General features: G+C 63.9%; 20 protein-coding genes. 4 read left to right on the top strand and 16 right to left on the bottom strand.

Features of this window, described 5'->3' with window-relative positions:
• From YUA_RS0115145 to YUA_RS0115095, 11 genes are all read right to left on the bottom strand, one after another.
• Positions 1 to 3,111 (bottom strand): EAL domain-containing protein, encoded by a 3,111-nt coding sequence (locus tag YUA_RS0115145; RefSeq protein ID WP_027531473.1) that lies wholly within the window; start codon positions 3,109 to 3,111, stop codon positions 1 to 3.
• 184 nt (positions 3,112 to 3,295) lie between these two features.
• Positions 3,296 to 4,381 carry a branched-chain amino acid ABC transporter permease gene (locus tag YUA_RS0115140; protein ID WP_027531472.1) on the bottom strand — a complete coding sequence of 362 codons (1,086 nt, stop codon included), beginning with the start codon at positions 4,379 to 4,381 and terminating at the stop codon, positions 3,296 to 3,298.
• Positions 4,378 to 5,388, bottom strand: a complete 1,011-nt coding sequence (locus YUA_RS0115135) for a branched-chain amino acid ABC transporter permease (RefSeq protein WP_027531471.1) — start codon at positions 5,386 to 5,388, stop codon at positions 4,378 to 4,380. The genes YUA_RS0115140 and YUA_RS0115135 overlap by 4 nt, the downstream gene beginning before the upstream one ends.
• Positions 5,385 to 6,107 carry an ABC transporter ATP-binding protein gene (locus YUA_RS0115130; RefSeq protein ID WP_027531470.1) on the bottom strand — a complete coding sequence of 241 codons (723 nt, stop codon included), beginning with the start codon at positions 6,105 to 6,107 and terminating at the stop codon, positions 5,385 to 5,387. The genes YUA_RS0115135 and YUA_RS0115130 overlap by 4 nt, the downstream gene beginning before the upstream one ends.
• Positions 6,104 to 6,880: an ABC transporter ATP-binding protein gene (locus YUA_RS0115125; protein ID WP_027531469.1), complete on the bottom strand. Its 777-nt coding sequence runs from the start codon at positions 6,878 to 6,880 to the stop codon at positions 6,104 to 6,106. The genes YUA_RS0115130 and YUA_RS0115125 overlap by 4 nt, the downstream gene beginning before the upstream one ends.
• A 188-nt stretch (positions 6,881 to 7,068) precedes the next feature.
• Entirely contained in the window at positions 7,069 to 8,253 is a 1,185-nt protein-coding gene (locus tag YUA_RS0115120) for a substrate-binding domain-containing protein (RefSeq protein ID WP_027531468.1), read from the bottom strand.
• Between the two features lie 124 nt (positions 8,254 to 8,377).
• Positions 8,378 to 10,420: an acyl CoA:acetate/3-ketoacid CoA transferase gene (locus YUA_RS44015; RefSeq protein ID WP_035971046.1), complete on the bottom strand. Its 2,043-nt coding sequence runs from the start codon at positions 10,418 to 10,420 to the stop codon at positions 8,378 to 8,380.
• Positions 10,421 to 10,536: 116 nt separating this feature from the next.
• The gene (locus YUA_RS0115110) at positions 10,537 to 11,847 is read right to left on the bottom strand and encodes an MFS transporter (RefSeq protein ID WP_245285171.1); all 1,311 of its coding nucleotides are present in this window, start codon (positions 11,845 to 11,847) and stop codon (positions 10,537 to 10,539) included.
• Between the two features lie 196 nt (positions 11,848 to 12,043).
• On the bottom strand, positions 12,044 to 13,486 hold the full coding sequence (locus tag YUA_RS0115105; protein WP_027531466.1) for a sigma-54-dependent Fis family transcriptional regulator: 1,443 nt from the start codon (positions 13,484 to 13,486) through the stop codon (positions 12,044 to 12,046).
• Between the two features lie 458 nt (positions 13,487 to 13,944).
• Complete coding sequence (locus YUA_RS0115100; protein ID WP_027531465.1) at positions 13,945 to 15,681, bottom strand: bifunctional diguanylate cyclase/phosphodiesterase; 1,737 nt, start codon at positions 15,679 to 15,681, stop codon at positions 13,945 to 13,947.
• 265 nt (positions 15,682 to 15,946) lie between these two features.
• Positions 15,947 to 16,912: a sensor histidine kinase gene (locus YUA_RS0115095; protein ID WP_027531464.1), complete on the bottom strand. Its 966-nt coding sequence runs from the start codon at positions 16,910 to 16,912 to the stop codon at positions 15,947 to 15,949.
• Between the two features lie 194 nt (positions 16,913 to 17,106).
• Between YUA_RS0115095 and YUA_RS0115090 the strand changes: the two genes are divergently transcribed.
• Positions 17,107 to 17,946 (top strand): SDR family NAD(P)-dependent oxidoreductase, encoded by an 840-nt coding sequence (locus tag YUA_RS0115090; protein ID WP_027531463.1) that lies wholly within the window; start codon positions 17,107 to 17,109, stop codon positions 17,944 to 17,946.
• A 118-nt stretch (positions 17,947 to 18,064) separates the two neighbouring features.
• On the opposite strand, the gene YUA_RS0115085 is transcribed toward YUA_RS0115090, so the two are convergent.
• The 3 genes from YUA_RS0115085 to sthA form a co-directional block, all read right to left on the bottom strand.
• On the bottom strand, positions 18,065 to 19,441 hold the full coding sequence (locus tag YUA_RS0115085) for a cytochrome P450 (RefSeq protein WP_027531462.1): 1,377 nt from the start codon (positions 19,439 to 19,441) through the stop codon (positions 18,065 to 18,067).
• Between the two features lie 138 nt (positions 19,442 to 19,579).
• A complete protein-coding gene (locus YUA_RS0115080; protein ID WP_027531461.1) occupies positions 19,580 to 20,815 on the bottom strand; it encodes an LLM class flavin-dependent oxidoreductase in 1,236 nt (411 codons plus the stop codon).
• Between the two features lie 285 nt (positions 20,816 to 21,100).
• Entirely contained in the window at positions 21,101 to 22,492 is a 1,392-nt protein-coding gene (gene sthA / locus YUA_RS0115075) for a Si-specific NAD(P)(+) transhydrogenase (RefSeq protein WP_027531460.1), read from the bottom strand.
• Positions 22,493 to 22,534: 42 nt separating this feature from the next.
• On the opposite strand from sthA, the gene YUA_RS0115070 reads away from it, so the two are divergent.
• Complete coding sequence (locus YUA_RS0115070; protein ID WP_027531459.1) at positions 22,535 to 22,957, top strand: hypothetical protein; 423 nt, start codon at positions 22,535 to 22,537, stop codon at positions 22,955 to 22,957.
• 140 nt (positions 22,958 to 23,097) lie between these two features.
• Complete coding sequence (locus YUA_RS0115065; RefSeq protein ID WP_027531458.1) at positions 23,098 to 24,285, top strand: PHB depolymerase family esterase; 1,188 nt, start codon at positions 23,098 to 23,100, stop codon at positions 24,283 to 24,285.
• 2 nt (positions 24,286 to 24,287) lie between these two features.
• On the opposite strand, the gene YUA_RS0115060 is transcribed toward YUA_RS0115065, so the two are convergent.
• Positions 24,288 to 24,593, bottom strand: coding sequence for a hypothetical protein (locus tag YUA_RS0115060; protein WP_245285170.1), 306 nt, complete (start codon positions 24,591 to 24,593; stop codon positions 24,288 to 24,290).
• A 132-nt stretch (positions 24,594 to 24,725) separates the two neighbouring features.
• On the opposite strand from YUA_RS0115060, the gene YUA_RS0115055 reads away from it, so the two are divergent.
• Complete coding sequence (locus YUA_RS0115055; protein WP_027531456.1) at positions 24,726 to 25,094, top strand: helix-turn-helix domain-containing protein; 369 nt, start codon at positions 24,726 to 24,728, stop codon at positions 25,092 to 25,094.
• Between the two features lie 3 nt (positions 25,095 to 25,097).
• Here the strand turns inward: YUA_RS0115055 and YUA_RS0115050 are convergent, their stop codons facing one another.
• The gene (locus tag YUA_RS0115050; protein ID WP_027531455.1) at positions 25,098 to 25,769 is read right to left on the bottom strand and encodes an MBL fold metallo-hydrolase; all 672 of its coding nucleotides are present in this window, start codon (positions 25,767 to 25,769) and stop codon (positions 25,098 to 25,100) included.
• Positions 25,770 to 25,828: the final 59 nt, after the last annotated feature.

The following is a 25,828-nucleotide window of genomic DNA, read 5'->3' as shown; positions in this document are numbered from 1 at the left end:
TCAGGCCACCGCCGCCACAGGCATGGCGTCGCCCGGGCCGAACAACCCGCGCACTTCGGCCGCAGGCTTCGGTTTGCTGAACAGATAGCCCTGCATCTCCGTGCAGCCGAGCGCGCGCAGCATCTCGCGCTGGGCCTCGGTCTCGACGCCTTCGGCCACCGTGGTCATGTTGCTGGCGGAGGCGATGTTCACCACCGCCTGCACGATCACAGGTGATCCGCCGGAATCGGCGATGTCGGCCACGAAGCAGCGGTCGATCTTGATCTTGTCGAACGGGAAGCGCTTCAGATAGCTCAGCGAGGAATAGCCGGTGCCGAAATCGTCGAGCGCGATGCGCACGCCGATCGAGCGAAGCTGGTGCAGGATCGAGAGCGCCGCCTCGTCGTCGCGAATCAGCACGGCCTCGGTGATCTCGAGCTCGAGCCGCCGCGGCTCAAGCCCGGAGGCGGCCAGCGCGCCCGCAATCCGCAGCGCCAGCGTGTCGCATTTGAGCTGCACCGGCGAGACGTTGACGGCGACGCGTATATGGGCGGGCCAGGTCGCGGCTTCGTTGCAGGCCGTGCGCAGCACCCAGTCGCCGATCTCGTTGATCAGGCCGGTGTCCTCGGCGATCGGAATGAATTCGGCCGGCGAGACCATGCCGCGCTCGGGATGGCGCCAGCGCAGCAGCGCCTCGCAGCCGGAGACCTCGCCCGAATGCAGATTGACCAGCGGCTGGTAATGGATCTCGAAGCCGCCATCGATCAGCGCCTGGCGCAGATCCTGCTCCAGGGTGAGGCGGGCCTTGGCGCATGCATCCATCTCCGGCACGAAGAAGCGGTAGGTGCGCCGCCCTTCCGCCTTGGCGCCGTACATTGCGAGGTCGGCGTTCTTGATGAGCTGGTCGAGATCGGCGCCGTCCTGCGGCGCCAGCGCGATGCCGATGCTGGCGTCGGTGGAGAGCTGGTGGCCGAGGCAGTGATAGGGACGGCGGATCGCTTCATGCAGCCGCGTCACGAAGGACAGCACGTCGGCGGACGATTCGATGCCGGTCTGGATCACGGCAAATTCGTCGCCGCCGAGCCGCGCGATCAGATCGTCCGGCCTGAGGCAGGCGCGAATGCGGCCCGCGATCGCCTTCAGCAGCTCGTCGCCGACATGGTGGCCGAGTGAATCGTTGATGCCCTTGAACTCGTCGACGTCGATATAGAGCAGCGCGAACTGCTCGCCGCTGGCGACCTTCTCCAGCTCGCGCTCGATCTGTTCGCGGAACAGCGTGCGGTTCGGCAGGTCGGTCAGCGCGTCGTAATGCGCCATATGCGCGATCTTGTCATGGGCGCGTCGCCGCTCGGTGACATCCTCGACGACATTGATGAGGTAGCGCGGCTCGCCGGACGTGTCGCGAATGCCGATCCGGGTCGAGGTGATGTAGCGCAGCCCCACGGTCAGGCTCGGCCAGGGATGTTCGTCCCTGAACGATCCCTCGGTCGTCTGCAACGCCTTGCTGTCGTCTTCGTTGACAAGCCTGGCGGTGTCGCCCGGATATATGTCCAAGGGGGTCTTGCCAACGACGGCTTCGCGCGATTGGCCGAACTGCTCTTCGGCGGTACGGTTGATCAGCAGATATTGCCGTGTCCGGGCGTCCTTCACCGTGATCTGTGACGGGATGTGGTCGATGATCTCGCGGAGGAACGTGTAGTTGCGGTCGCGCTCCTGCTCCAGGTTGAGCCGCTCGGTGATCTCCTCGATCGTGGCGACCCATCCGCCCTGCGCGAGCGGCGTGTTGATGACCTGGAAGGCGCGGCCGTTGGGCAATTGATGCGTTCTTGTGGCGACCTTGCCTTCGGCGACGCCCCTCATGACGTCGGCGCAAAACGCTTCGACGTCGCCGCTGAACGCGTTGCGCTCCTTGCGATGGTACATCGCCTGGTGAATATGACAGCCAGGCTTGATGACGTCGTGGGAGAGGCCGAACATGTCGGCATAGCGGCGATTGCAGGTGACGATGTATCCCTCGGCGTCGTACAGGATCAGCCCCTGGGACATGTTGTTGAGGGCGGTGTCGAGCCGGAGTCGCTCCGCCTCCAGCCGCTGCTGGGCCTCGCGGTTCTGCCGGTTGATCTGGCGGATGATCATGAACAGGATCAGCGCGATCACGGCCGCCGAAAGCGTCGCGGTGGTGACCATGAAGCCGGTCTGCTGCCGCCAGTCGGCAAGCGCGGACGCCATGGTGTTAGTGGCCACGATGACCAGCGGGAAATGCGTCAGCGACGCAGCCGAGCCAAGCTTCTCCTCGCCGTCCACGGGGCTCTTGACGCGCAGCGTGTGTTGACCGCCCCGGGCCAGTACCTTCTGCATCAGCGGCGCGCTCTTGTAGCTGGTCCCGACCATCGATTCGACATGCGGGTAGCGCGCCAGCATCACGCCTTCGCGGTCGAACAGCGAGATGGCGGCGCCTTCGGCCAGCGCGACCGAGGCGAAATAGTGTTGATAGCTATCGGGATCGATCCGCCTGACCATCGCGCCGACGAAAGTGCCGTCCGGCAGGCTGAGCCGCCGCGCCACGATCGTGGTCCATTTACCGATCAGGAAGCTGCGGACAGATTCCAGCAGCACCGGCTCCGACATTGGATTCGATTTGAAGGTCTGGAAGTAAGCCCGCGACGACACGTTGATCTTGGGCAGCGGCTGGGCGCGCGACCAGTTGATGATCTCGCCGTCGGCATCGTAGATCGCGATGTCGCCGAGATAGGACACCGCGCCGATCTTGCTCCGCAGCATCCGGTTCGCCTCGGGTCCCGACATGCGCTCGCGGAACATCTGCTGCGAGGTGATGTCCGGCAGGTGCATCTGCCCGATCAAATCGGCGGCGATGACATCGGAATCTTCAAACTGCTGATCGAAGTGCCGTGCGATCAGCTGCACGGTGTTTTCCAGCTCGCGCTCGCGATTGGTCAGCGTGCGCTCGCGAAATTCGCCGACCGCCATTGCGGTCACGGCGAAGATGCCGGCAACCAGCAACGCGCCTGAGAGTGTCAGCCACAGCACCGGGCCGCGCCGCAGGGCAGCGTCCCAGCCGCCTTTCGCGGCCAGGAACATCGCAGCTGCCATCCCTGAAAAAACCTGGCGCATCCCACTCCCCTGGAGGAACAGAAATACTACGGACAGATGGCGCAATGCTTAGGAAAGCCGGTTACCCATGGCTTAAACCGGTTGCGGATTTATACGGATATCCACCCACGCGGGAATCGCGCAGCATCACGCCATGGTTGTACGTCGCTTGCACAAATCGCTGCGCTGCATCGTTAATCGAAGCTTAATGCGAGGCGCCCGCACTCTTGTCGCCGCCGCCATGGCGCAGCCGTCCAACCACGCCGGTCGGGAAGAAATAGACGCTGGCAATGAAGAGTAGCCCGAGCCAGAGCAGCCAGCGGTCGGGATGGAGCAAGCCCGGCAGCAACGGCAGACCGGCCTCGCTCGCTGCCTTGGAGGCGACGCCCATCAGCGATTGCAGATAGTTCTGCGCGAGGATGAAGATGGCGGCGCCGATGATCGCGCCGTAGATCGTGCCCATACCGCCGATCACGACCATCAGGAGAATGTCCAGCATGATGGAGAAGCTCAGCGAGGTGTCCGGGCCGGCATAGCGCAGCCATAGCGCATTCAAGATACCGGCGCCGGCAGCGACCAGCGCCGCGAGGCAGTTGGCGTAGGTGAGATGGAACACGGTGCGGAAGCCGAGCGCCTCGGCGCGAAAGCGGTTCTCGCGGATCGCCTGCAGCACGCGGCCGAACGGTGAGTTCACCACCCGCAGCAGCACGAGGATCATCAGGGCCGAGATCGCGAACACCAGATAGAAGGTCAGGATGCGGCCGTTGATCTCGAAGCCGAAGACGCTTTTGGAAATCAGCACCGTGCCGGGGCGCAGCAGCTCCGGCAGTTGGAAGCTGCGCCCGTCCTCGCCGCCGGTCAGCCAGGAGAGCTGTGAGGCCAGCACCTGGAAGGCGGAGGCGACCGCGAGCGTGATCATGGCAAAGAAGATCGCGGCGACGCGCAGCGAGAACAGGCCGATGGCGAGCGCCAGCAGCGCGGCCAGCGGCAGGCCGACGACGATGCCGGTCGCGACCGCCCCCCAATTCGGACCCATGCCATACAGCGCGATCGCGATCGCGTAGCTGCCGATGCCGTAGAACATGGTATGGGCGAACGACACAGTGCCGGTATAGCCGAGCAGCAAATCGTAGGAGGCGACCAGCGCGGCGAACACGCAGATCTTGGCCGCGACGTTCAGTGCTTTCGCGCCGGGGAACAGGAACGGGGTCGCTGCCAGCGCCAGGATGATGACGAGGAGAACAAGCGTAAGCACGCGGCTCCGCGGCGGATCGCCCGACAGGATCATCATCGGCTGGTCACCGCATAGAGGCCGCGCGGCCGCCACATCAGAATGGCGACCATCAGCAGGATGTTGGAGACGAGGGCGAGTTTCGGCACCAGGAAGCCGCCGTAATTGGCGACCATTGCGACCAGGATCGCGCCGATAAAGCAGCCGCCGATCGAGCCAAGCCCGCCGATGATGACGACGACGAAAATCAAGACCGTGAGCTCGTCGCTCATGGAGGCGTGGACCTGCTCGCGATAGAGCGCCCACATCACGCCGCCGAGGCCCGCGAGCGCTGATCCTGTCATGAACACGCCGAGGAAGAGCCGGCGGATGCGATAGCCGAGCGCCTCGACCATCTCGCGGTTCTCGACGCCGGCGCGGATCAGAAGGCCGAGCTTGGTGCGGTTGAGTACGAGCTGGATCGCGATGAAGACGGCAAGCCCGATCAGCGTCGCCAGCACGCGGTATTTGGCGATCGCGACGTCACCGAAGATGAAGGAGCCGCGCAGCGAGGTCGGCAGCGGCATCGGAATGATCTGCGGCCCCCACAGCGCATAGAGCGTCTGTTCTGCAACAATCAGGCCGCCCGTCGTCATCAGGATCTGCTTCAGGTGCTGGCCATAAACAGGCAGAATCAGCACGCGCTCGACGACCAGGCCGAGCGCGCCTGAGACCGCCATCGACAGCAGCGCCGCCGGCGCCAGCACCGCGAGATTGACCCACAACGAGTCGGCCTGCACCGAGGCCACGAACGGCGCGAACACCAACGTCGCGACATAGGCGCCGACCGCGATGAAAGCGCCGTGACCGAAATTCAGCACGTCCATCAGGCCGAACACCAGCGTCAGCCCGGAGGCCATGATGAAGATCATCATGCCCATGGCGAGGCTTGCCGCGGTCAAGGTCAGCCAGGTGCTGGGCGAGCCGATCAGCGGGATCATGAGAAGCGCGAGCGCGATCGGCAGCAGGATCGGGGCGATGTCGCGCTTCGGCTTCGGCAGCGGATCGGTTGCGGCGAGTTCAGTCACTGATGCGCCTCCAGGCTCAGGCCCAGCAGCCGCTCCTGCAGCGGCACGTCGGCAGCGAGCGCCGCCATCTCGCCGCGATGGACGATGGTGCCATTGTCCATGACCAGCACGCTGTCGCCAAGCTCGCGGGCGGCAAAGAAATTCTGTTCAACAAGGAGAATGGTCGCGCCCTTGCGCTTGATCTCCTTCAGGCACTCGATCAGCGCCATCACGATGGCCGGCGCCAGCCCCTTGGTCGGCTCGTCGATCAACAAGAGCTTGCGCGGCTCGATAATGGCGCGCGCGATGGACAGCATCTGCTTCTGGCCGCCCGAGAGGCTGCCGGCGCGCGACAGCCAGAACCGGCGCAGCGCCGGGAAGAAGCCAAAGATCCAGTCAAGCTGGGTGTCGTCGAGCGGCCCGTCGCGGGCGGCCAGCATGAGATTCTCTTTCACCGTGAGATCGGAGAACACCGCCATGCTCTCGGGTACATAGCCGACGCCGAGCCGGGCGATGTCAGGCGTGGCGCGGCTTTCGATGCGCTCGCCGCCAAGCGTGATCTCGCCGCTGGAGGCCTGCCACAGACCCATGATGGTGCGCAGCGTCGTGGTCTTGCCGGCGCCGTTGCGGCCGAGCAGCATCGTGACCTGCCCCTGCGGGACGGCGAGGTCGATGCCCTGGAGGATGTGGTAGCGGCCGATATGGGTGTGCACCCCGGAGAGCTTTAAGAGGTCGGTCATGCGGCGCTCTCTGAAGCTTTCTTGGGCGCAACGCCAAGATAGGCTTCCTGCACGATCGGCGAGGCGATCACCTCGGCCGGCGGGCCGTCGGCGACAAGCTGGCCGTTATGCAGCACGATGATGCGATCGGCGAGCGAGCGCACCACGTCCATCTTGTGCTCGACCAGCAGGATGATCTTGCTCTTGTCCTGCTTGAGCTGCGCGATCAGGTTCAGCACGACCGGCACCTCGTCAATGCTCATGCCGGCGGTCGGCTCGTCGAACATGAAGACTTTCGGCTCCAGCGCGATCATCAGCGCCACCTCGAGCTTGCGCTGGTCGCCATGCGACAGCGCGGTTGCGGCCACGCCGCGGCGGTTGCCCAGCGCGACCTGGTCGAGGATGGCGTCGGCGCGCGCGATCAAATCGCGGCGGACCATCCAGGGCCGCAGCATGTCGTAATGGGTGCCGTTGGCGGCCTGCACCGCGAGGCGGACATTCTCTTCCACCGTCAGGTTCGGAAACAGATTTGTCAGCTGGAACGCCCGTCCGAGACCCGCACGGGTCCGCAGCGGCGCGGAGTGCTGGGTGATGTCGGTGCCGTCGAACAGGATACTGCCGTGTGAGGCGCGCAGCTGGCCCGAAATCAGGTTGAAATAGGTGGTCTTGCCGGCGCCATTCGGCCCGACGATAGCGGTGAGCTCGTCCGGGCGAAACGTGCAGGTGACGTTGTTGACCGCGACATGGCCGCCGAAGCGGATGGTGAGGTCGCGGGTTTCGAGAGTCGGCGGCATAGGCAGTCCGGCGAATGATGGGGGTGCGACATGTCCACGATCACGCTGCGCTCCCTCCCCCGCTTGCGGGGGAGGGCAGGGGAGAGGGTGTTTCCGCAGGCGAGAACCCCCAAGAGGAGAAAACCCTCACCCGGATCGCATCTGACGATGCGATCCGACCTCTCCCGCAAGCGGGAGAGGTGAAGCACTCAGCGCTTGTTGCGGACGGGAACGTCCATGTCCTCGATCTTCAGCTCCCGCACCGGCTCGAGCACGGCCCAGGCGACGTTCGGGTCGACCTTGACCTTGAAGTGATACATGCTCTGCAGCGCCTGATGGTCTTCCTTGCGGAACACCATCTTGCCCTTGGGCGTGTCGAACTCCATGCCTTCCATCGCCGTGATCAGCTTCTCGGTGTCGGTCGACTTCGCCTTGGTCACGGCGGCGACGACGGACATCGCGGCCGCAAAACCGCCCGCAGTGAAGAAGTCCGGCGGCGCGTTGAAGCGCTTCTGGTGCTCGGCGACGAGCCAGTCGTTCACCGGGTTCTTCGGAATGTCGTAGTAGTAATAGGTCGCGCCTTCCATGCCCGGCAGGCCCTTATAGGCCGCGAGCGCCGGCAGGATGTTGCCACCGGTGGAGAGCTCGATGCCGTAGCGCTTCGGGTCCATGTCCTGGAGCTTTGCCAGCGGATTGCCGGCACCGGCCCAGATCACCCAGATCACCTTGCGGCCGGGCTTGTCCTTCAGCGCGTCGAACAGGCGCTGGCCGACCGCGGTGAAATCCGTGGTGCTGGTCGGAGCATATTCTTCCGCGCCGAGCGTCGCGCCGGTCTTGGCCAATGCCTCCTTGAAGGCGGCGACGCCGTCACGGCCGAAAGCGTAGTCCTGCGCCAGCGTCGCGACGGTGACGCCCTGCTTGCCGATCGCGACTGCGTTCGAGATCGCGTCCTGCGACGAATTGCGCGCGGTGCGGAAGATGTAACGATTCCACTTCTCGCCGGTAATCTGGTCCGCGACCGCCGGCTCAACGATCAGGATCTTCTTGTTCTCCTCGGCGACCGGGAGAATGGCGAGCGCAGCCGCCGACGAGGTCGTGCCGATCGCGATATCGGCCTTGTCGTCCTGATAGGCTTCAGCCAGCGCGGCCTTGGAGAGGTCCGGCTTGCCCTGATCGTCCTTGGTGATGATCACGATCTTGCGGCCGTCGATCGTCATCGTGCCCTTGGTGGCGTATTCGAAGCCCATTTGCAGGCCGGTCGCGGTCTGCTTGGCATAGGCCTCGAGCGGGCCGGTCTTGCCGTAGATCAGCGCGACCTTGAGGTCGTCGGCCTGCGCGGAGGTGGCCGCTGCGAGGGCGAGAATGGTTGTTGTTATGATGAATGGTCGGCGCACGATGGTCCCTCCTGACTAGGATTTATTGGCAATAGCGATTTGCACAGCCCGGCCAACATTGCAATTCGACCTTCCGGCCAACGCTCTGCATGTAAGGCTCTGCATGTAAGGCTCTGTATCATCTTTAAGCCTGCCGCGCAGCGTGTGGCGCACCGCTTTCGGATACTGCGCCCTCGACCTGGCGCCAATCCGACTGCGCCTCCTCGGCGCTCTCGAAAATATGCGGCGCGACGCCGCGCCGCTCCAGCGCCTCGCCGAGCTTGATGCGCAGGAAGCCGGAGGTGGTGTAGCGCGATACGCCGGCATAGAAGCGGTCGACCAGGCTGCGCACCATGGCCGAATAATCGTCGAGCAGCTCCGGCAGGATTGAGAAATTGTCATAATTGACGATGGCGTAGACCCTGCGGCCGAGCGGCGTGAGCTTGGCTTCGACGATGCGCGCGATCTCGTCGATGTCGGCCTTGCTGCGCAGCGGATAGCGCTCCAGATTGACAAAGAACAGGTTCTGCTGCGCGTCGAGCGCGAAGCGCTGGTCAAGCGGGATGGTCAGCAGCCGTTCGCGCAGCTCCATGGGACCGTCACGGAATATACGTGCATCCATCGTCGCGGGATCGCGCGGGATCAGCGGCTTGAAATCCATCAGGCGCAGGACGTCGCGCTCGATGTCGATGCCGGGCGCAACCTCGATCAGTTCGAGCCCGTCGGGGCGCAGTGCAAAGACGCAGCGTTCGGTGACGTAGAGCACGCGCTGCCCGCGCGCTGCCGCAAACGGGCCGCTGAAGGTGACGTGCTCGACCCTGTCGACGAACTTGCGGGAGTGCGCTTCCGCCACGATGGCGAGCTTGCCGCCATCGACCGCGATCTGCTGCTTGCCGGCCGCGAAGGTGCCGACGAACACGACCTCCTTGGCATTCTGGCTGATGTTGATGAAGCCGCCGGCGCCGGCAAGCTTCGGCCCGAACTTGCTGACATTGAGATTGCCGGAACGATCGACCTGGGCGAGCCCGAGAAAAGCAGCATCGAGGCCGCCGCCGTCGTAGAAATCGAACTGATAGGGCTGGTCGATCACGGCCTGGGTGTTGATCGCCGCGCCGAAATCGATGCCGCTCGCTGGGATGCCGCCGATCACGCCGGGCTCCGCCGTCATCGTGATCAGGTCGATGATCCGCTCTTCATTGGCGACCGAGGCGATCCCCTCGGGCATGCCGATGCCGAGATTGACGACGCTATTGGCCTTCAGCTCGAAGGCAGCGCGGCGGGCGATGATCTTGCGCTCACTCAAGGGCATCACCGGGAGCGATGCGGCCCGCACCCGGATCTCGCTGGAATAGGCCGGGTTATATTGCGTGCCAAAGGTCTGCCAGTGGTGCTCGGGCTTGGCCACGACGACGCAGTCGACGAGGATTCCGGGAATCTTGACCTGGCGCGGATTGAGGCTGCCGCTCTCAGCGACGCGCTCGACCTGGGCAATGACGATGCCGCCGGAATTATGCGCCGCCATGGCGATGGCGAGCGCTTCCAGCGTCAGCGCCTCCTTCTCCATGGTGAGGTTGCCGTCGGGATCGCCGGTGGTGGCGCGGATGATGCCGATGTGAATCGGAAACGTCCTGTAGAGCAGGCACTCCTCGCCGCGAAGCGTGATCAGCTCCACCATGTCTTCGGTGGTGCGCGCATTCAGCTTGCCGCCGCCGTGCCTGGGGTCGACGAAGGTGCCCATGCCGACGCGGGTGATGTGGCCCGGCCGGTGGGCCGCGATGTCGCGGAACAGATGCGTGATGACGCCCTGCGGCAGATTGTAGGCCTCGATGCGGTTGGCGATCGCGAGCTGCTGCAGCTTCGGGGCAAGGCCCCAATGGCCGCCGATCACGCGCCGCACCAGGCCTTCATGCGCGAAATGATTGAGGCCGCGATGCTTGCCGTCGCCCTGGCCCGCCGCGTAGACCAGCGTCAGATTGCGCGGCTTGCCCTGCGTGTAGGGGGCGTCGCCTTCGTTGGAGAGATAGAGCTCCTCCAGCGCCAGTGCGATCTCCTCAGCAAAGCCGATGCCGACAAAGCCGCCGGTCGCGACCGTGTCGCCGTCGCGGATCAGCATCACGGCCTCGGCCGCGGTGACGATCTTGCCCTTCTCGGAATGGGGCAAATAGGCCAAGGCAGGATGCTGGCTCACGGCGTTCCCTCCCATGTTTGTCGCGGGCCGCATGCCCTGTTTGTCTTTGCTTGGCTGTGCGGCCGTCGCGGGAGCGGCTCAGCCGCTCCCGCGCCATGATAGTCGCGATCGGCCCGTCAGGCCTGTGCGATCTTGCGCGTTTCCGTCGCGAAATAGACCGATACGATGGTGATGAACGCAAGCGCGATCATGTAGGCCGAGATCGGCCAGGTCGCGGGCGCATAGGCCGTCATCAGGCCGGTGGCGATCAGCGGCGACAGCGCGCCGGCGAAGATCGAGGCGAGGTTGTAGCCGAGCGAGACGCCGCTATAGCGCACCTTGGTGCCGAACAGCTCGGACAGGAAACTCGCCTGCGGGCCGTACATCGCGGCATGGCCGACGGCGAGGCCGAGCACGATCGCGATCCAGGCGTATTGCGGGTTCTTGGTCGCCAGCAGCATGAACAGCGGGAATGACATCAGTGCCGAGAACACCGCGCCGAAGATGTAGACCGGCCGCCGCCCGATCCGGTCGGACAGCGCGCCGAAGGCCGGAATGGTGAAGGTCTCGATCGCGGCTGCGATCAGGACGCCGTTGAGCATGTCCTGCCTGCTCATGCCGAGCGACTGCGTCGCATAGGCGAGCACGAAGGTCGCGTAGATATAGAAGAAGCCGTTCTCGGCAAAGCGCGCGCCCATCGCGAGCAGGATGTTCTTGGGGTACATCCTGATCGCCTCGAGGATCGGCATCGCCACCTCCTCCTCGGTGTCCTTGACCTTCTGGAACTCCGGCGATTCCGCGATGGTGAAGCGGATCCACAGGCCGACCAGCACCAGCGCGATCGAGAACAGGAACGGGAGGCGCCAGCCCCAGGCGAGGAGCTGCGCGTCGGTCAGCATCGAGGACACCACCGAGAATACCAGTGTGCCGAGCACGAGGCCGAGCGGCGCGCCGAGCTGCGGCCAGCTGCCATAAAAGCCCTTTTTGTCCTCCGGTGCATGCTCGACCGCCATCAGCACGGCGCCGCCCCATTCGCCCCCGAGCCCAAAGCCCTGGACCAGGCGGCAGGTGACGAGCAGGATCGCGGCCCAGATGCCGGCGGTCTCGTAGGTCGGCAGGAAGCCGATCGCCGCCGTCGCCACGCCCATGATCAGGAGCGTGAGATAAAGCATGGTCTTGCGGCCGATCTTGTCGCCGTAATGGCCGAACACGAGCCCGCCGAGCGGGCGCGCGATGAAGCCGAGCGCATAGGTCGCGAATGCCAGCAGCGTGCCGACCATCGGGTCGAAGGTCGGGAAGAACAGCTTGTTGAAGATCAGCGCGGCAGCGGTGCCGTAGAGAAAGAAGTCGTACCATTCGATGGCCGTGCCGATCAGGCTCGCAGTTGCGACCGTGACATGGGACGGCTGCTTTGCCCCGAGCTCATTGACGGTGATCGCTCCACTCATTCGGCGTCCTCCCTGTTTGCGAATGCGCATGTGCGGCATGCGTCATTTGTGCAAAGCGAAGAGCAAGGTCCGCGCCAGATGCAGCCGTTTTACGCAAAATGGCTTAAAACCCGGCAATTTCGCTGCCGGCACCGGGACAGAGGCGCATTGCGCGCTGTCAGGAATCCGAGACTCCAGACAAAATGAGTCTCGAAACTCAGACGGAACCTGGCCCCGAATCAAGCCCGAACTTGGCGAGCTTCTTGTAGAAGGTCGCACGCGAGATGCGCAGCATCTTGGCGGCTTCGGAGATCTGCCCGTTGCTGGCGGCGAGCGCCTGCTCGAGCGTGTGCTTCTCGAACTCCGCCTCCGCCTCGGCGTAGGGCACCACGATGCCCGCTGTTCGCACCGTCGAAGCGGGCCTCGCATCCGTGCCGACGGGGAGGATGCGGGCAAAATCATCGCCGGTCAGGCGCCCGGAATCGCTCAGGATCAGTGCGCGTTCCAGGATGTTGCGAAGCTCCCGGACATTGCCCGGCCAGTCGTAGCGGGCGAGCGCCGACAGCGCGCTCGGCGTGATCTTCGCGCTGACATAATCGCCGGAGGCGCTGATGTCGTCGAGCAGCCGGGCGCTGATGTCAGGGAGATCGCCAAGGCAGTCGCGCAGGGGCGGCAGGTCGATCGAGAGCACGTTGAGGCGGTAATAGAGATCGGGCCGGAACGCGCCGTCGCTGACGCGCTTGCGTAAATCGACATTGGTGGCGGCGACCACGCGCACGTCCACCTTGGAGATCTTGTCCGATCCGAGCGGCTCGATCTCGCGCTCCTGGAGCACGCGCAACAGCTTGGCCTGCAATTGCAGCGGCATCTCGCCGATCTCGTCAAGAAACAGCGTGCCGCCGTCGGCGATGCGGAATTTGCCTTCGCGCCCCTTGCGATCGGCACCGGTATAGGCCCCGGGCGCCGCGCCAAAAAACTCCGACTCGATCAGCGTGTCGGGGATCGCAGCGACGTTGACGCTGACAAACGGCTTCTCGGCGCGGGATGATGCGTTGTGAATGGCTTGCGCCAGCATCTCCTTGCCCGTTCCGGTCTCGCCGGTGAGGAGCACGGTGACGTTCTGCCGGGCGGCGCGGCCTGCGAGCTGCTTGGCCTGCGCGATTCCCGGCGTGGCGCCGACGAAGTCGGCAAAGGTGAAGCGTGCCGCGCGGGGGTTCGACAATTGCCGCCGCGCCAGCCGCAAATCGCTCTCGAGCTGCGCGACGCGCGCAAGCAGCGGTTTGAGGCTTTCGAGATGATCATAAAGCACGAAGCCGATTGCGCCGATGATGTTGCGATCCTCGTCCTCGATCGGCATGCGCGTGACCACGAGCTGCTCGCCGCCGAGCTCCATGATGTCGAGCAGGATCGGCTCGCCGGTCTCGACCACCTTCCGCATCAGGCTGTTCGGAATGATCTCCTCGATCGGTCGGCCGATTGCTTCCGCGGTCTGCCTGAGGCCGAGCGAGGCGAGGTACTTCTCATTGACGTAGATGACCCGCCCACCGCGATCGATCGCGATCGCGCCCTCGCACAGATGCTCCAGCCGCTCGAACAGCGTCACCATCGCCCGCGCGCGGACATAGGCGGGATCGCTGAATTTGGAGGAAGAAGGTGACATGGCGTGCCTCGGGGAGGTCCGCCTGTTTATTACAAAAAGCGCAGCAATTTCAAAGGAGGAATTGGAGGCTTGAAACTGGCCCAACTCAGTCGTCCTGGACAAGCGTAGCGAAGCGGAGCGCGGATCCAGGACCCATTACGCCGGGGGGTGGTTTGGCGAAGACTCGTGGTGACCATCTCGCGCCACATCACGCTCTGGGGTAATGGGTCCTGGCTTTCGCCAGGACGACATCGAGAACGAGGGCCGTCTTCGCGCCTCTACCGCCGATGCTCCGCATGTCTGTGATCTATCGCCGTCATCCTGAGGTGGCCGCTTCTTCAGCGGCCCTCGAAGGGCGACGGCCCGGCTGCATCCCGGCCGTTCATCCTTCGAGGCTCGGCCCACGATGCGTTCGCATCGCAGGCTTCGCACCTCAGGATGACGGATCAGGAGCACATTGCGTGATCGAGGAACGCACCCTACCGCCGATACCCGCTCGCCCGCGAATAGCCCTGGCGGTTCTGCTGCATCGGGCGGGCGGACAGGCTGGCGCGGGACTCGCTGGAGGCGGGGGTCGCGAGCTTCAACTCTTCCAGGAAGATCGGGCGGGCGAAATAATAGCCCTGCGCATAGCGGATCTTGGTCGCGGCCTGGAGATAGGCGAGCTCTTCGTAGGATTCGAGGCCTTCGGCGATCACGGTCATGCCGAGCGCTTCGCTCAGGGATTCGATCGCGCGCAAGATGCCCTGGCTGCGCGGGCGCTTATGGATGTCGGTGATGAAGGAGCGGTCGATCTTGATCTCGTCGGCGGTGATGTCGGCCAGCGCCGACAGCGACGAATAGCCGGTGCCGAAATCGTCGATGGAGATGCCGACGCCGAGCTTGCGGAACATCGGCAGGATCTCGGTCTGGAAATGATTCTTGGCGACGAAAGCGTCTTCCGTCACCTCGATCATGAAGCGCTGCGGAAAGCTGGTGTCCTCCAGCGCCTGTGCGAAATTGCGCATGAATTCAGGGGTGCCGGCCTGCTTGGCGGCGACGTTGATGCTGATGGTCGCTTCGGCGCCAAAGGTGTCGTTGATCAGGTCGATCGATTTGACAATCTCGGCGAGCACGAGATGGGTCAGCTCGTCGATCAGCCCGAGCTCGCTCGCGAGATGGATGAATGAACCCGGCGCCTGGATCACGCCCTCGTCGTCACGCAGGCGAACCAGGGCCTCGATGCCCGTCACGGCCTGCGTCCTGATGTCGACCTTGGACTGGAAGGCGCAGCAGAAGCGCTTTTCGAGGATGGCCTGTCGCAGCGACTGCTCGATCTTCATCCGCGCCAGCGCCTCGCGCTCCATGCCGGCATCGAAGAAGGCGGCGGATCCCTTGCCGTTGTTCTTGATACGGTACATCGCGATGTCGGCGTTCTGGCGCAGCATTTCGAAGTTGCGGCCATGGTCAGGATAGAGGCTGACTCCGACGGAGGTCGACGCGAAGACTTCCGAACTATCGATGAAGAACGGTGCGGTCAGCCGCTCCAGAGTCGATTGCATGAATTCGGCGACTTCGTTCTGGCTCTGGATCGGGGAGAGCAGCAGCAGGAATTCATCGCCGGAGATGCGCGACAGCATGTCGGAATCGCGCAGGTCGCGGCCGAGCCGCTTCGACAGCTCGACCAGCAGCGCGTCGCCGACGGCATGGCCGTAATAGTCGTTGATGTGCTTGAAATTATCGACGTCGAGAAAGGCCAGCGCAAAACGCTCACCGCCGCGATCGTGCGCGAGCAGGCTGTTGGCGCGATGCTCGATCACGCGCCGCGAGGGCAGCCCGGTCAGCTCGTCGAAATAGGCCGAGCGAAACAGTTGGTCCTCGAAATTCTTCTGCTCGGTGATGTCGGCGGAGGCCGAGATCAAGAGCTCGCGGCCGTCGAGCTGGACCGGCCGATGGGTGGTCAGCAGCACCTGGCGTGCAGCGCCGTTCTGGTGCGCTTCTTCGGAGATGACTGGCTGTCCGGCCCGCAGCGCGCGCTCACAGGCCTCGCGGCGCTGCGCGAGATCCGGCGACGGTCGGCTGCCGTCCATGCCGAGCTGGGCGGCCGCGACATCGTTAACCAGGAGAAGCTTGCCTTGCGCGTCCTGCACGGTCAGGCCGGCAGGCAGCATTCTAACGATTTCCTTGAGAAATCCGAGCTCGGCTTCACTCGCGCCGTTATATGCATTGTCGTTCATAGAAGTCATGAATCTTGTTGTTTCAGCGCGCCTTTGCAATGAGCGCGATCATGCGCAGTTCCCTCTTAGGTTTGGTTAAGGGGTCGGCAGAAATACGGGGGTGTTGTGGGAGAAACCTGTGGCGTTGCGAGGTACGCAGCCGATCGTCATTAACAGAAGGTCAACAGCGCTTGCGAAAGCGCGAGCGTAGCACGCTAGTCTCTTTCGTTCGAATGGATGCGAGCTGTCGTCGACACCTCTCCCCGCTGGGGAGAGGTGACAAACGTCATTCGCTCTTGGGAATGCGACATTGCATGATGCAATGCAGCCCGGTCTTCAAATACGAGACCTCGGTCTTGCCGTCGAAAGCGGTCAGCGCCGACTTCAGCAGCTTGGTGCCGAAGCCGGGCTCCGAGATCTTGTCGACGCTCGGTCCCTCGGTCTCGTCCCACGTGATGATCAATCGATCGTCGCTGACGGTCCATGACACCTGCAACAAGCCGCGCGGTGAGGAGAATGCACCGTATTTGCCGGCATTGGTGGCGAGCTCGTGAAACATCAGCGACAGCGTCACCGCGAGCTTCGGGGGCAGGAACAGCCGGTCGCCGTTGAGGGTGAAGCGGACATGGCCGTAAGGGCCGAGCTCCGAAATCAGGAGATCACGGATATCGCAGCCGGCCTTGTCGATCTTCGAGATCAAATCATCTGTTGCGGCGAGTGACCGTAGTCGCGGGTCGATGCGGGCCCAGACCTGCGGCTCGTCGTGCAGCACCTGGTGCATCACGGCATGCACGGTCGACAGCTTGTTCTTCAGCCGGTGCTGCAGCTCGTCGACCAGGAGCTTGCGATAGTCTTCCTCCTCGATCAGCCGCTTGGAGATCCGGCGCTGCTCCGCCAGCATCGCGCGATAGTGCTCGACGCCCCAGATGGTCAGCGCGGAGACGCCCCAATAAAGTGTCAGAAGAACGAACCGCGCGCGATCGGCAAACGCATGGTCGAAATTCACGACGACGCCGAGCACGCCGCCGACCAGCGCGGTCACGACGCCGATCCGAAGGCCTCCGAAGGCGGCTGCAAAGAACACGGCCGGGAAGTAGGGCGTGAAGTAGACGTCGGGGCGCACATGCGCGAGCCCCCAGCGCGCCAGGGTCGCGACCAGCACGCAGGCCACCGCGAACGCAATGCTCAGGCCGAGCGATGGCGCCGTCACGCCCTGCCAGCCTTTTCGGAATTCGTCGATCAGCTTCCCCATGCGTGGCCTGGTTGCGATAGAAGTTCGAAAATCGAGAGGTGAGCCATGATGTTACGCATCTCGCATGCGCAAGCAAAGCTTGCCTTGTCGCCAGCCGGCAGGAATAGTGATTGTTGCGGCGCCGATTGTCGTCGTGACGTCATCAATCGGTATCCGCCATTTGGCTTCAACTCATTCGAAAACAGGGACATTCCATGGGCAGGCTTGACGGCAAGGTTGCGGTGATCACGGGTGCGACGAGCGGGATCGGATTGCGCACCGCGGAAGTCTTCGTTGCCGAAGGTGCCAAAATTGTGATCGCAGGCCGCCGTCTACCGGAAGGCGAGGCGCTGGCGAAGCAGCTCGGCGCCGCCTGCGTTTTCCGCCAGACCGATGTGACCGTCGAAGCGCAGATGCAGGCGCTGATCGCGCTTGCGGTGGAAAAATTCGGCCGGATCGATTGCCTCTTCAACAATGCCGGCGGCCCGGCACAGACCGGCGGCATCGAAGGCCTCGAGGTCGAGCGCTTCGACGCGGCGATGGCGACCCTGGTGCGCAGCGTTATGCTCGGCATGAAGCATGCCGCGCCCTATATGAAGAAGCAGGGGTCCGGCAGCATCATCAACAATGGCAGCATCGCCGGCCGTCTCGCCGGCTTTTCGTCGTCCGTCGTTTACGGTGCGGCCAAGGCGGCGGTGATCCATCTCACCAAATGCGTGGCGATGGAGCTCGGCGAGTCCAATGTGCGGGTCAATTCGATCTCGCCCGGCGCGATCGCGACCGGCATCTTTGGCAAGGCGCTGGGGCTATCGACGGAAGCTGCCGAGAAGACGCCGGCGGTGATGCGCGACGTCTACAAGACCGCACAGCCGATTCCGCGCGCCGGCATCCCCGACGACATCGCCCACGCCGCAGTGTTCCTGGCGAGCGACGAATCCAGCTTCATCAATGGCCACGACCTCGTCATCGACGGCGCCATCACCGGCGGCCGCAACTGGAGCCAGCAGCAGCAGGGGTACGTCGCCCTGCGCAAGGCGTTCGATCAGGGGACGTAGCGGCTCCCGGGGGCGGGTGGGGTAGGGTGGGTTAGCGACGCGTAACCCACCAACTTCGTCACCGCGGAGACCAAAGAGGTGGGTTACGCTTCGCTAACCCACCCTGCGAGAGCGAAGCTCACACCGCCTTCACCCGCACCCTTAACCCATCCTTCGGCTTCGGGATCGGCCACATCTGCCAGTCCGGCTTGTAGCCGGGCTCCAGCGACACCTCGATGTTCTGGAGGAAGTGCCGGGCAAAACATTTCGCCTGCATGTAGGCAAAGTGCAGGCCGAGGCACATATGCGCGCCGCCCCCGAACGGCACCCAGGCGAAGCGGTGACGGTTGCGCTGGGCTTCCTCGGTGAAACGCAAGGGATCGAAGCGATCAGGCTCCGGCCAGATGTCCTTCATATGGTGCGTAAAGAGCGGGTTGACGCCGACCGCGGTGCCGGCGGGGACCGTATAGCCCTTGAAGGTGAAATCGCGCATCGCGCGGCGCGGCATCGAGGGCACTGGCGGCTTGATCCGCAGCGCCTCCTTGAACGCCATCTCCGTCAACGGCATCTTTTCGAGATCGTCGAAGCTGCTCGGCGCACCGGGAGCAAGCCCGAGCGCGAGAACTTCCGCGCGCAGCTTGTCCTGCCAGTCCGGATTGGCGGCGAGCTCGCCGATGAAGGACGTCAGCGACGAGGTCAGCGTGTCGTGCGCCGCCATCATCAGAAAGCTCATGTGGTCGATGATGTCCTGGTCGGACAACAGCGCACCGTCCTCATGGGTGGCGCGGCAGAGCTGCGAGAACAGATCGTCGCCGCCGTGATTGCCGCGGCGGAGCGGAATCTGCTCGCGGAAATACGCGACGATGCGCTTGCGTCCGTTGACGCCGCGCGCCATCTGGGTGCCCGGCAGGGGCTTGCGGATCGGGGCAACGGCGGCCGCGACCATGTCGACGAAAGCGCGGTTGATCTCGTCGACCGCCGGCCCGATATCGGCGCCGAGGAAAGATGCTGCAGCGAGATCGAGCGTGAGCTGCTTCATCGCCGGATAAAGCTGCATCTCGCCGGGCTTGGCCTTCCATTGCGCGACGCGTCCGGAGATGCCGCGATCGAGATCGCTCAGATAGGATTTCATCGGCCCGGATTTGAACGCGACCGAAAGCGCCTTGCGGTGCAGCCGGTGCTCCTCGAAATCAAGCAGCATCAATCCGCGCGGAAACAGCAGGCCGAGCACATGGTTCCAGCCATGCGTCGACGAGAACAGCTTCTGTTGGTCGAACATCACGAGCTCGTTGGCCTCGGGCCCGAGCAGCACGATATTGGTCTCGCCGAAAATGTGGGTGCGGTAGACCGGACCGTATTTGGCGCCGCTACGTTCGATGTGGCCTTTGGGATCGGCGAGCACCTGAAAGGTCTTGCCGATGATCGGCCAGCCTTCGTCACCGGGGATGTGCGTCAGCTGGTTGCGCCTGGGCGCGGTGTACTGAAGCACAGGCGAGGCCACATTCTGCATCGACATGACGATTGCTCCGGTTGGCTGACCGAACGGCGCGCGAGCACGACAGAAATGCGGCCCGCGGCAGCTGATCGGGTCAGCATAGCACAGGCCGACATGTTTTGCTTGTGAACGTGGTTACGAGCGTAACGCCGATAAGACCTATTGCTTCGCCGCTTCCTTCTGCAGATCCGGTGCGTTGACGGCGGGAATCGCGACGCGGCCGGGGCCGGTCACCTTCAGCGCCTCGGCGGCCTTCTCGTTCTGCATGATCTTGGCCATCACGGCCTGGCCGGCACGTTCAAAGATCGCGCGGTTCTCGATCACGAACTTTTGCGACTTGCGCAAGCCGTCGATGTAACCGTTGATCTCCGGCACGACGTAACGCGCCACCATGTCCCAGCTCCGGCGCGTCGCTTCCGGATTGGCCCAGTCGTGCACGAAACCGATGATGGCGCCGACGCCGCCGGACACTTCCATCACATTCTTGATGGTTTTGACGAGATCGTCGGGCGTGCCGATGGTGGAGGCCGCGCCTTCGACGAAGGCGGTCTTGTCCACGGCCTCGTCCGGCGAGGAGAACGCCGTGAGGCCCGGCCGCTGCAGCGTGCCGACGTTATACTCGTTGTGCCATCGCATCAGCCCGGCACCGGCTTCCTTGCGCGCCTGCTCGCGGCTCTCGGCGATGTGGAAGGTCAGGAGCACACGCCAGTCGGCGCGGCTGACCGTGGTGCCGTGCTTCCTGGCAGCATCCTCGGCGAATTGCCATTGTTGTTGCAGCGACATCAACCCCTGCGTCGTCATCGAACCCAGCGAGATGATGCCGATGCCGTATTTGCCGGCGAGCGTCATGCCGGACGGCGAGATCTGCGAGGCCACGACGAAGGGCATCTCCTCCTGCAACGGCAAGATCTGCAGCGCGGCGTCGTTCATCGTGAACCAGTCGCTCTTGGCGGTGACGCGCTCGCCATTGAAGAGGCGGCGGATCACGGCGATCGCCTCGTCCTGGCGGTCACGCTGCGTCATCGGGTCGATGCCGAGCGTGTGCGCGTCCGAGGCCAGCGCGCCCGGGCCGGAGCCGAAGATGGCGCGGCCACCGGTCATGTGGTCGAGCTGCACCATGCGCTGGGCGACATTGTAGGGATGATGATAGGGCAGCGACACCACGCCGGTGCCGAGCTTGATCCGCTTGGTGCGCTCGCCGGCCGCGGCCAGAAACATCTCGGGCGAGGCGATCATCTCCCAGCCGGAGGAATGATGCTCGCCGCACCAGAACTCGTCGTAGCCGAGCGCATCGAGCTGCTCGACCAGGTCGAGATCGCGCCGGAACTGAAGCATCGGATGCTCCCCGATCGGGTGATGCGGGGCAAGGAAGGCTCCGAATTTCAGGCGCGCCATGGGGTTCTCTCCGGCTGAATTTTCTGTTTGTTAGGTAGGCGGAGGCTACGTGCCCGATGCCGCGAACGCAATCGCGCGATGTCCCGCATGGCGGAATGCAGCTATGTGCCTGAGAGGCGACCAGGGCCCGCATGGTTCGAGACGCCCGCTTTGCGGGCTCCTCACCATGAGGGTCTGAAACTGCGCCCGCAAAACCAGACCTCATCCTGAGGAGACCGCCGAAGGCGGGCGTCTCGAAGGATGGCCGCAAAGGGACTGCTCGGCCAATTTCGCGAGAAGCTTGCCCTACCGCGTCATCCTGTTCCACGCATCGAGGCCAGCGATCTTGTAGGCCTCCGCCAGCGTCGGATAGTTGAACGTGTTCTGGATGAAATAGTCGATCGTGCCTTTGAGGTTCAGCACCGCCTGGCCGATATGGATCAGCTCGGTGGCGCCTTCGCCCAGAATATGCACGCCGAGCAGGTGACGGGTCTTGGTCGAGAAGATCATCTTCATCATGCCGCTGTTCAACCCCATGATGTGGCCGCGCGAGGTCTCGCGGAAGCGGGCGATGCCGACCTCGTAGGGAATGCCGCGCGTCCGTACCTCTTCTTCGGTGAGGCCCGCGGTCGAGATCTCCGGCACCGAATAGATGCCGTAGGGAAAGAACTCCGGCGGCGCGAGCGGCTCCATGCCGAGCGCGTGGCAGGCGGCGACGCGGCCCTGCTCCATCGAGGTCGAGGCAAGGCTCGGAAAGCCGATCACGTCGCCGGCGGCATAGATATGCGGCACGCTGGTCTGCAGCGTCACGGGATCGACCGTGATGCGCCCGCGATGGTCGACCACGATGCCGGCGGCTTCGAGATTGAGCCGGTCGGTGGCGCCGACCCGGCCCGCCGCGAACAACAGCATTTCCGTGGTGACGTGGCGTCCGTCGGACAGGTTCGTGACGATGCCGCCCTGCGCCGTCTTCTCGATCGAGATCACCTTTGAGCCGAGCCGCAGCGCGACGTTGCGGTCACGCAACTCGTGCATGAACTCGTCGATCAATTCCTTGTCGATGAAGTCGAGGAAGGTCGGTCGCGGCTCGATCAGGGTCACCGGTACATCGAGCGCGCTGAAGATGGTGGCATATTCGACGCCGATCACGCCGGCGCCGATCACAGCCAGGCTGCGTGGCAGTTTTTGCAGTTCGATGATCTCGTCGCTGTCGAGCACGGTCGCGCCATCGAACGGCACATAGTCGGGGCGGAACGGGCGCGTGCCGCAGGCGATCAGGATGAAGGCCGCCGGTACAGTCTTGGTCTCGCCGATCGCGCTCGTGATCTCGACCTCGTGCGGCGAGACCAGACGTGCCTCGCCATTGGCTGTGCGGACCAAATTGCGGCTGAACTGATGCTCGAGCACTTCGACTTCGTGGTCGAGTGTCTTCTGCAGCCGGATCATCAAGTCGCTCGCCGCGATGTCCTGCTTCACCCGGTAGGAGCGGCCGTAGAAGCCGCGCTCGCGCCAGCCGGAGAGATTGAGCACGGTCTCGCGCAGTGTCTTGGATGGAATTGTCCCGGTGTGAACAGAGACGCCGCCGACCCGCCGGCCCTTCTCCACCACCAGCACGGCCTTGCCGAGCTTGGCACATTGCACCGCGGCCCGGCGCCCCGATGGGCCCGAGCCGATCACCACCATGTCGTAGTCGTACATCGGATGAGCTTCCAAACCCCTGCAAAATCAGCGGGAACCGACATGCAGCAATCGAGCCAAGGCAGCAAGTCCAAAGTGCTGATCGAAGGCTGCGCGTTGCAGATCGCGGGCCTTGTCGCGCTCGCGCTCGTAGCAGGCTGTATCGACGCGCTGACGCCGATAGCGCTCGCGCTCATCATGATCATCTTCGGCTACGGCCAAGGCATGGTGATGGCGCTGCTCTCCGGCGCGGTACTCTCGACCGTCAAACCTCTCGCTGCCGGCTCGGCGTCCGGCATCTACGGCACCATAGCGCAGATCGGGAATGCGGCCGGAGTGGCCGCAATCGGCGCGGTCTTCTTTGCGGTGGAAGGGTTGCAATCAGTGCGCGCAGGTTTTCTCGTCTCGCTCTCGCTGTTTGCGGCGTTAATCATGATCAGCGCCGCATTCCTGACGTGGATGCGCCGCGCATCTGCACGAAGTTGAGGCATTGCGGTTAATACGTGCGGATTCCTGCGGGAATCTGCGTGATTCCGGAGTACGGGCAGCACACGGCCTTTTCATTTTGCACTGCAGCAACTATCTGGTCTGGGTAAACGTTGAAAGCCGCCCACCAGGAATTTGCCGTGTCGTTAGCCAAAAATGTCGACCTCTTGAGACGTCTGCCAAGGATGGACGGACTGCGCTTGCCTTACTTTGGCGCGAGCGCCGATGCCTCCAGTCCGCTGGAGGAAGTCACGGGCTTCGGCGACAATCCCGGAGCCTTGCGCATGTTCGCGTTCGTGCCGGCGCAATTGCAGAAGCCGCGTGCGCTCGTCGTCGTGCTGCATGGCTGCGGCCAGACCGCCGCGGCTTACGATCTCGGCGCGGGCTGGTCGACGCTCGCGCGTCACTATGGCTTTGCGCTGGTGATGCCCGAGCAGCAGCGCATCAACAACGGCAACACCTGCTTCAACTGGTTCAATCCGGAAGACACCGCGCGCGACAGCGGCGAGGCGCGTTCGATCCGCGAGATGATCGCGCATATGGTCGAGACGCATCGCATCGATCCCAGGCGTGTCTTCATCACCGGCCTCTCCGCCGGTGGCGGCATGACCTCGGTGATGCTCGCGACCTATCCTGAAGTGTTCGCAGCCGGCGCAGTGATCGCCGGATTGCCCTACGGCATCGCGTCGAATTTGCGCGAGGCACTGGACGGCATGTTTCATTCTCCAGCGCGGCCCGAGCGCGAACTCGGCGATTTCGTGCGTCGGGCCTCGAACCACCGCGGGCCCTGGCCGAAGATTTCGGTGTGGCACGGCGGCGCCGACCGCACCGTCAATCCCGGCAACGCCAACGAGATCGTCAAGCAGTGGCTCGATCTGCATGATCTGCCGATGACGCCGATGGCCGAGACCAATGTCGACGGCTATCCGCGCCAGGCCTGGTGGAACAAGGACGGCGAGACGCTGGTCGAGTCCTACGCCATCACCGGCATGGCGCACGGCACGCCGCTGGGGCTCGCCGATAACGACCAGCGCTACGGCATAGAGGGCGCGTTCTTGATCGAGGCCGGCATCTCCTCGTCCTACCACATCGCAAAGTTCTTCGGGCTCACCGGATGGATTCCGGATACGGCCAAGAAGAAGGCGGAAGCGAAGCCTGCCGCGCCGGCAAAAGCGGTGCCCGCGCGTTCGCCCGCCCCGCATCTCGCCCGCTCGATCCGCGCTGCGGTTGCGGAAGAGGCAGCCGAGTCGAAGCGCGAGGAATCCCGCGGCTTCGATCTCGGCCAGATCATCACGCGCGCGCTGACTGCTGCGGGACTGATGAAGTAGGTCTACTTCGTCGCGCCGATCATCTCGATCGGCGTCACCGTGACCTCGCCGCCGGCGGCCACTTTCCGCGTCATCTCCGTATACGCCTTGAAGAAATCGCGCGATTGCAGCGTTTTTTGCACGGCATCATCAGTGACGCTGGCGAGATGGAAATAGTGGCCGTCGTCGCGGTTCTTCAGGACGCGATAGCTGAGCCGCCCTGTCAGCTCCGGATCGCTGTCGATCGCCTTGATGAAGCGGCCGATCTCCTGGTGCCAAGCCTCGGTCGTACCGTTCTTGAATTCGTACTTGATCATGAAGTGCTTCATGTGACGCTCCCTGTTCGTCATGTGCACCATCATCTGCGGCTTACACGCCATCCCGCAAGTATGGACAAAATTGATAGTATGGACTTTTTCAGCGTCGCTCTTATCCTCTGAGCCTTGGATGGAGGAGACGACATGCCCAAGGCAGTCCCGGCGCGCAGCTGCCCCGTCGCGGCATTCCAGAAAATGATCAGCGGCAAGTACAAGCTGCGCATCGTCTGGGACCTCAAGGACGGCCCGCGCCGCTACGGCGAGATCCGCAGCGGCCTGCTGCGCGGCACGTCAGGCAGTGCCGAGATCACCCCGCGCGTGCTCAGCCGTGAATTGAAGGCGCTGACCGCGAGCGGCCTGATCGACCGCAAGGACTTCGGCGAGGTGCCGCCGAAGGTCGAGTATCGCCTCACCCGCAAGGGCAAGAGTTTTGTGCCGGTCGTCGCGGCAATCCGTGAGTGGGGTGAACGCAATCTCGGCGAAGTGGCGCCGCTGGCGGACGCCGCCGAATAAAACCTACATCTCGCCGGTGATGAACGGATTGGTCATCCGCTCCTGACCGATGCTCGAGCCGGCGCCGTGGCCGCAGATGAAACCGACATCGTCGCCGAGCGGCAAGAGTTTCGTCATGATCGAGTTGATCAGCGTGGCGTGGTTGCCGCCGGGCAAATCGGTGCGTCCGACCGAGCCCGCGAACAAGACGTCGCCGACATGGGCAAACCGCAGATCCTTGTTGAAGAACACCACGCTGCCCGGCGAGTGGCCAGGGCAGTGGAAAATGTCGAACGTCAACCCGCCGATCGACACGGTTTCGCCTTCGTCGAGCCAGCGGTCCGGCTCGAAATTGCGCACCCCCGTCATGCCGAAACGCGCGCCGCTCTCGACCACGTTGTCGAGCAGATATTTGTCCGCGACATGCGGACCCTCGATCGGCACCTTCAGCGCATCGCGCAATTCCGCCGCGCCGCCGACATGGTCGATATGACCGTGGGTCAGCCAGATCTTTTCCACGGTGACGCCGCTCTGCTTGATCGCCTCGAGAATCTTCGGCACGTCGCCGCCGGGATCGATCACCACGGCCTTTTTGCTGGGCTCGTCCCAGATGATGGTGCAGTTCTGCTCGAACAGCGTCACGGGGACGATGATCGCGCCGGCCTTGGCTAGTTGCGTGTCGTTTTGCTCGGTCATGGGCTCACAATGCCGATTTTTGCTGCGCCGCCAAGCAAAATAGTCGTGGCCCGGCCGGG

It is taken from the genome of Bradyrhizobium sp. WSM3983 (assembly GCF_000473045.1).
GTDB lineage: Bacteria > Pseudomonadota > Alphaproteobacteria > Rhizobiales > Xanthobacteraceae > Bradyrhizobium.
This window is presented reverse-complemented; position numbering and strand designations above follow the sequence as displayed.